General features: G+C 65.1%; 6 protein-coding genes. 3 read left to right on the plus strand and 3 right to left on the minus strand.

Annotation, left to right across the window (positions count from 1 at the left end; genetic code table 11):
- Positions 1 to 2: 2 nt before the first annotated feature.
- The 3 genes from cgtA to rplU form a co-directional block, all read right to left on the minus strand.
- Positions 3 to 1,055: an Obg family GTPase CgtA gene (gene cgtA, locus N7573_RS22170; RefSeq protein ID WP_279914050.1), complete on the minus strand. Its 1,053-nt coding sequence runs from the start codon at positions 1,053 to 1,055 to the stop codon at positions 3 to 5.
- Between the two features lie 177 nt (positions 1,056 to 1,232).
- Positions 1,233 to 1,496, minus strand: a complete 264-nt coding sequence (gene rpmA / locus N7573_RS22175; protein WP_005415704.1) for a 50S ribosomal protein L27 — start codon at positions 1,494 to 1,496, stop codon at positions 1,233 to 1,235.
- An 18-nt stretch (positions 1,497 to 1,514) separates the two neighbouring features.
- Positions 1,515 to 1,823 carry a 50S ribosomal protein L21 gene (rplU, locus tag N7573_RS22180; protein WP_005408557.1) on the minus strand — a complete coding sequence of 103 codons (309 nt, stop codon included), beginning with the start codon at positions 1,821 to 1,823 and terminating at the stop codon, positions 1,515 to 1,517.
- Positions 1,824 to 2,139: 316 nt separating this feature from the next.
- Here rplU and uvrA point away from each other — a divergent pair, with 316 nt between their 5' ends.
- The 3 genes from uvrA to N7573_RS22195 form a co-directional block, all read left to right on the plus strand.
- Positions 2,140 to 5,142: an excinuclease ABC subunit UvrA gene (uvrA, locus tag N7573_RS22185; protein WP_049462331.1), complete on the plus strand. Its 3,003-nt coding sequence runs from the start codon at positions 2,140 to 2,142 to the stop codon at positions 5,140 to 5,142.
- A complete protein-coding gene (locus N7573_RS22190; RefSeq protein ID WP_032127586.1) occupies positions 5,142 to 5,549 on the plus strand; it encodes a thioesterase family protein in 408 nt (135 codons plus the stop codon). Before uvrA ends, N7573_RS22190 begins: the two co-directional genes overlap by 1 nt.
- 98 nt (positions 5,550 to 5,647) lie before the next feature.
- Positions 5,648 to 6,340: enolase (locus N7573_RS22195; protein ID WP_279943293.1), on the plus strand; the 693-nt coding region annotated here is incomplete at its 3' end.

A 6,340-nucleotide genomic window follows, 5' to 3' on the forward strand; every position in this document is an offset into this window, starting at 1 on the left:
CATTACTGCGCGTTGCGGGCCTCCAGCTCGTCTTCCTTCTGGCGATCGAAGAAGGCCATGATCCGGCTCATGATCGGGAAGGTACCTTCGCGGCCCAGCGCGGAAACCAGGAACCACGGCTCCTTCCAGCCCAGCTCGGCGACGATCTGTTCGGCCGCAGCCTTCGCTTCGTCTTCGAACATCAGGTCGGCCTTGTTCAGCACCAGCCAGCGCGGCTTCCGCAGCAGCTCCGGATCATGCTTTTCCAGTTCGCGCTCGATCGCGCGCACCTGCTCGACCGGGGAAATGCCTTCCACACCGCCTTCCATCGGCGAGATGTCCACCAGGTGCAGCAGCAGACGGGTGCGCTGCAGGTGGCGCAGGAACTGCGCACCCAGGCCGGCACCGTCGGCAGCGCCTTCGATCAGGCCAGGAATGTCGGCAATCACGAAGCTGCGGTAGTTCTCCACCTTCACCACACCCAGGTTCGGGTACAGCGTGGTGAACGGGTAATCGGCCACCTTCGGCGTCGCCGCCGAAACGGCACGGATCAGGGTGCTCTTGCCAGCGTTGGGGAAGCCCAGCAGGCCGACGTCGGCCAGCAGCTTCAGCTCCAGCTTCAGCGTGCGCTCTTCGCCCGGCTCGCCCGGCAGCGCCTGGCGCGGCGAGCGGTTGGTCGAGCTCTTGAAGTGCATGTTGCCGAGACCACCACGACCGCCCTGCGCCACCAGCAGGCGATCACCATGCTGGGTCAGGTCGCCGATGATTTCATCGGTGGCGACGTTGATCACCACGGTACCGACCGGCACGGTAATGGTCAGGTCTTCGCCACCCTTGCCATAGGCCTGGCGGCCCATGCCGTTCTCGCCACGCTGCGCCTTGAAGATGCGGTCATGGCGGAAGTCGACCAGGGTGTTCAGGTTTTCGTCGGCGCGGATGTACACGCTGCCGCCCGCACCGCCGTCGCCGCCGTCCGGGCCGCCGAGCGGAATGAACTTCTCGCGACGGAAGCCAATGCAGCCGTTGCCGCCGTTGCCGGCGAACACTTCGATTTCTGCTTCGTCTACCAGTTTCATTGTTTCGATGCCTGCGATGGGCGCGGCCTGCCTGCCGTCGCCTTGAATGTTATGCCAGCCACTGGCCGGCACCCCGGCCTGGCCGGTCTTGCTTTCACTCTAACGAAAAGCCCCGCCGAAGCGGGGCTCTTCATGCAGCACCCCCATGCCGAGGCACGGGTGCCGGCGATGCCTGGATCAGGCGTCGGCCGAGACGATGCTGACGGTGCGACGCTTCTTGGCGCCCTTGACCGAGAACTCCACCTTGCCGTCCACGAGGGCGAACAGGGTGTGGTCACGGCCCAGGCCAACGCCCGAACCCGGGTGGAACTGGGTGCCGCGCTGACGCACGATGATGTTGCCGGCTTCGATGGCCTGGCCGCCGAAGATCTTGACGCCCAGGTACTTCGGGTTGGAGTCGCGACCGTTGCGCGAGGAGCCTACGCCCTTTTTATGTGCCATGACTGCTTCTCCTGATGCTTAGCCGGCGATGCCGGTGATCTCGATTTCGGTGTAGTACTGACGGTGACCCTGACGCTTCATGTGGTGCTTGCGGCGACGGAACTTGATGATCCGGACCTTGTCAGCACGACCCTGGGACAGGACCTTGGCGGTGACGGCAGCGCCCTTCAGCGCATCGCCCAGCTTCACGCCGTCGCTGTCACCCAGCATCAGGATGTTGTCAAACTTGATCTCGCTGCCGACTTCGACTTCGAGCTTTTCAATGCGGAGCTTTTCGCCCTGCGCCACGCGGTATTGCTTACCGCCGGTGACCAGTACTGCGTACATGACCAGGCCTTCCTCTGTAGTTATTGTGGTCTGAGCTGCCGCCATCGAGGGCGGACAGGAGCGGAATTGTACGCAGATCAGCGGGCGCGGGTCAAGTCAACCCCTGAACGGCCCGGGGGCCCGGCCAGAACGGGGTCAGATCCCTTTTCACGTTGTGAAAAGGGATCTGACCCCTGCCTGTCGCCCTGTCTCATCAGGTGAGACATCGGGCTGGCATTGTCGCCCATTGCCCCCATCTGGTCACCTCGGTAGGCTGACCGATTGCCGTTCCCTGCTGGCCCGGCACCCAGCCAACGCCCCCACAACCGGATCCCCCATGGCGATGGATTTCATCCGCATCCGCGGCGCGCGGACGCACAATCTGAAGAACCTCGACCTCGACCTGCCCCGCGACAAGCTGATCGTGATCACCGGCCTGTCCGGTTCGGGCAAGTCCTCGCTGGCGTTCGACACCATCTATGCAGAAGGCCAGCGCCGCTACGTCGAGTCGCTGTCGGCCTATGCGCGCCAGTTCCTGAGCGTGATGGAAAAGCCGGACCTGGACCACATCGAAGGCCTGTCCCCGGCCATCTCGATCGAGCAGAAGTCGACCTCGCACAACCCGCGCTCGACGGTCGGCACCATCACCGAGATCTACGACTACCTGCGCCTGCTGTACGCCCGCGTCGGCACACCGCGCTGCCCGGACCACGGCTACCCGCTGGAAGCGCAGACGGTCAGCCAGATGGTCGACCAGGTGCTGACGCTGGACCCGGAACAGCGCTACATGCTGCTGGCGCCGGTCATCCGCGACCGCAAGGGCGAACACGCACAGGTGTTCGACCAGCTGCGCGCGCAGGGTTTCGTGCGCGTGCGCGTGGACGGCGAGCTGTATGAAATCGATGCGGTGCCGCCGCTGGCGCTGCGCCAGAAGCACACCATCGAGGCGGTGATCGACCGCTTCCGCCCGCGCGAGGACATCAAGCAGCGCCTGGCCGAGAGCTTCGAGACCGCACTGAAGCTGGGCGATGGCATGGCCTCGGTGCAGAGCCTGGACACCGCCGACGCCACGCCGGCGCTGTTCTCCTCCAAGTACTCCTGCCCGGTGTGCGACTACTCGCTGCCGGAACTGGAGCCGCGCCTGTTCTCGTTCAACGCACCGATGGGCGCCTGCCCCGGCTGCGATGGCCTGGGTATCGCCGAGTTCTTCGATCCCTCGCGCGTGGTGGTGCATCCGGAGCTGTCGCTGGCCGCCGGTGCGGTGCGCGGCTGGGACCGCCGCAACGCCTACTATTTCCAGCTGATCGCCTCGCTGGCCAAGCACTACAAGTTCGACGTGGACGCCGCCTGGAACTCGCTGCCGGCCAAGGTGCAGCAGGCCGTGCTGTACGGCAGCGGCGACGAAACGATCACCTTCACCTACTTCACCGAAGCTGGTGGCCGCACCCAGCGCAAGCATCGCTTCGAGGGCATCATTCCCAACCTCGAACGCCGCTACAAGGAAACCGAGTCGCCGGCGGTGCGCGAGGAGCTGTCCAAGTACATCAGCGAACAGCCGTGCCCGGAATGCCATGGTGCGCGCCTGAACAAGGCGGCGCGCAACGTGTTCGTGGCCGATCGCCCGCTGCCGGAGCTGGTGGTGCTGCCGATCGACGAGGCACTGAAGTTCTTCAGTGAACTGAGCCTGCCGGGCTGGCGTGGCGAGATCGCCGCGAAGATCGTCAAGGAGATCGGCGAACGCCTCGGCTTCCTGGTCGATGTCGGCCTGGATTACCTGACCCTGGAGCGCAAGGCCGACACCCTGTCCGGTGGCGAGGCACAGCGCATCCGCCTGGCCAGCCAGATCGGCGCCGGCCTGGTCGGTGTGATGTACGTGCTCGACGAGCCGTCCATCGGCCTGCACCAGCGCGACAACGAACGCCTGCTCGGTACCCTCACCCGCCTGCGCGACCTCGGCAACACGGTGATCGTGGTCGAGCATGACGAGGATGCGATCCGGCTGGCCGACTACGTGCTGGACATCGGCCCGGGCGCGGGCGTGCACGGCGGCGAGATCGTCGGCCAGGGCACCCTGCAGGACATCCTGGAGGCACCGCGCTCGCTGACCGGCCAGTACCTGTCGGGCAAGCGCGCGATCGAGATTCCGGCGCGCCGGCACACGCCGAACCCGAAGATGACCCTGCACCTGCGCGGGGCGACCGGCAACAACCTGAAGGGCGTGGACCTGGCGATTCCGTCGGGCCTGCTGACCTGCGTGACCGGTGTATCCGGCTCGGGCAAGTCGACCCTGATCAACGACACCCTGTTCTCGCTGGCCGCCAATGAGATCAACGGCGCCTCGCACCCGATCGCTCCGTACAAGGAGATCGATGGCCTGGACCTGTTCGACAAGGTGGTGGACATCGACCAGTCGCCGATCGGCCGCACCCCGCGCTCGAACCCGGCCACCTACACCGGCCTGTTCACGCCGCTGCGCGAACTGTTCGCACAGGTGCCCGAAGCGCGTGCGCGCGGCTATTCGCCGGGCCGTTTCAGCTTCAACGTGCGCGGCGGCCGCTGCGAAGCCTGCCAGGGTGACGGCCTGATCAAGGTCGAGATGCACTTCCTGCCGGACGTGTACGTGCCCTGCGACGTCTGCCACGGCAAGCGCTACAACCGCGAAACGCTGGAGATCCTGTACAAGGGCTTCAACATCAACGACGTGCTGGAAATGACCGTCGAGGATGCACTGAAGCTGTTCGAGCCGGTGCCGTCGATTGCGCGCAAGCTGGAAACACTGGTCGACGTCGGCCTGAGCTACATCAAGCTGGGCCAGAGCGCGACAACGCTGTCCGGTGGTGAAGCGCAGCGCGTGAAGCTGTCCAAGGAACTGTCGCGCCGCGATACCGGCCGCACCCTGTACATCCTCGACGAGCCGACCACCGGCCTGCACTTCCACGACATCGAAGCGCTGCTGGGCGTGCTGCACAAGCTGCGCGACGAAGGCAACACGGTGGTGGTGATCGAGCACAACCTGGACGTGATCAAGACCGCCGACTGGATCGTTGATCTGGGTCCGGAAGGCGGCCATCGCGGTGGCACCATCCTGGTCACCGGCACGCCGGAAGACGTGGCGGCCTGCCCGCAGTCGTACACCGGCCAGTTCCTGGCCCGCATGCTGCCCTCCACCAGCGCCCGCCCCGAGCAGCCGGCTGCCGTGGCCAACAAGCCAGACGCCCGCCCGCCGCGCAAGGTGAAGCCTGAAAAGCCGGCCAAGGTCGCCAAGAAGGCGGTAGCCGCCAAGAGCACCGGCAAGACCAGCAAGACCGCCACTGCCAGCAAGAAGAAAAAGGACGCCTGATGAGCAGCGAACACAAGATCCTGGCCCGCATCCCGATCAGCGTGCGCTGGCGTGACATGGACAGCATGGGCCATGTGAACAACGCCAAGTACATCTCCTACCTGGAAGAAGCGCGCGTGCGCTGGATGCTGGGTGTGGACGGTGTGTCGATGACCGACCGCATCGCACCCGTGGTGGCCGCGACCAACGTCAACTACCGGCTGCCCATCGTATGGCCCAACGACATCCTGGTCGAGCTGTTCGTCGAGCGCCTGGGCAACAGCAGCGTGACCATCGGCCACCGCATCGTCGACCAGCAGGACGAATCGAAGCTCTATTCGGACGGCAACGTGGTGGTGGTCTGGATGGACACCCAGACCGGCAAGAGCGCGCCGCTGCCGGATGCGATCCGCAGCGCGTCGACCTGACGCGCCTGTGGTAGTGCCGGCCGCTGGCCGGCAACCTCCAGATGTATCGCGGATGCCGGCCAGCGGCCGGCACTACCGATCCAATTCAAAGGACTGACATGATCCACCAGACTGAACTGCGCGACCTGCTGCCCGGCATGGTCGCCTTCCCCACCGACGTCTTTCCCGCCGACCAGGCCTGGCTCGGCCAGCACCTGCTGCCGCTGCTGAAGATCGACCTCGGCGTGCTGCGCCCGGAACTGGCCGGCCAGGTGGCAACGATGCTGTGCCCGATCGAGCCGTATGACGGCTGCATCGGCGAGACCACAGAAGAACACCACAACGATTTCACCGGCACCAACTGGATCGCCTTCGAACTGACCGCCGGCAACGAGATGCGCTTCCTCGGCAACGCGGGCTATTTCATCGGTGATGCGGTGCAGGACAAGGATGCGCAGGAACACATCGCGCAGATGCGCGAGAGCTACGCCAAGGCCCGCGATTACCATGCCACGCATGGCCGCCTCGCCTGCTACTCGCGCTATGGCAAGGGTGAGGCCAGCGAGCGCGATTATCTGGATACGCTGGGTGGCCCGATCAGTTTCGGCAACTGGACCGAAACCGCAGAGATTCCCGCGGCATTCGAACTGGGTTTCACCGAAGCTGCCGATGACCCCAACGCTGCGGACGATGCCGAAACAGTGATCATCACCCGCAATGGCAACAAATTCTTCGCCGTGGCCGACGTGGCCGGCTACAACTGGTGCGCCACCGGTGCCGATGCGATCGTGATGCTGTACGAGCCGGAAAGC

It is taken from the genome of Stenotrophomonas sp. GD04054 (assembly GCF_029836955.1).
In the GTDB taxonomy this organism is placed as follows: domain Bacteria; phylum Pseudomonadota; class Gammaproteobacteria; order Xanthomonadales; family Xanthomonadaceae; genus Stenotrophomonas; species Stenotrophomonas maltophilia_A.

What these genes read in the sequence shown, in the direction of transcription:
- cgtA (WP_279914050.1), bottom strand. Translation starts at nt 1,055, where the DNA reads ATGAAACTGGTAGACGAAGCAGAAATCGAAGTGTTCGCCGGCAACGGC.
- rpmA (WP_005415704.1), bottom strand. Translation starts at nt 1,496, where the DNA reads ATGGCACATAAAAAGGGCGTAGGCTCCTCGCGCAACGGTCGCGACTCC.
- rplU (WP_005408557.1), bottom strand. Translation starts at nt 1,823, where the DNA reads ATGTACGCAGTACTGGTCACCGGCGGTAAGCAATACCGCGTGGCGCAG.
- uvrA (WP_049462331.1), top strand. Translation starts at nt 2,140, where the DNA reads ATGGCGATGGATTTCATCCGCATCCGCGGCGCGCGGACGCACAATCTG.
- N7573_RS22190 (WP_032127586.1), top strand. Translation starts at nt 5,142, where the DNA reads ATGAGCAGCGAACACAAGATCCTGGCCCGCATCCCGATCAGCGTGCGC.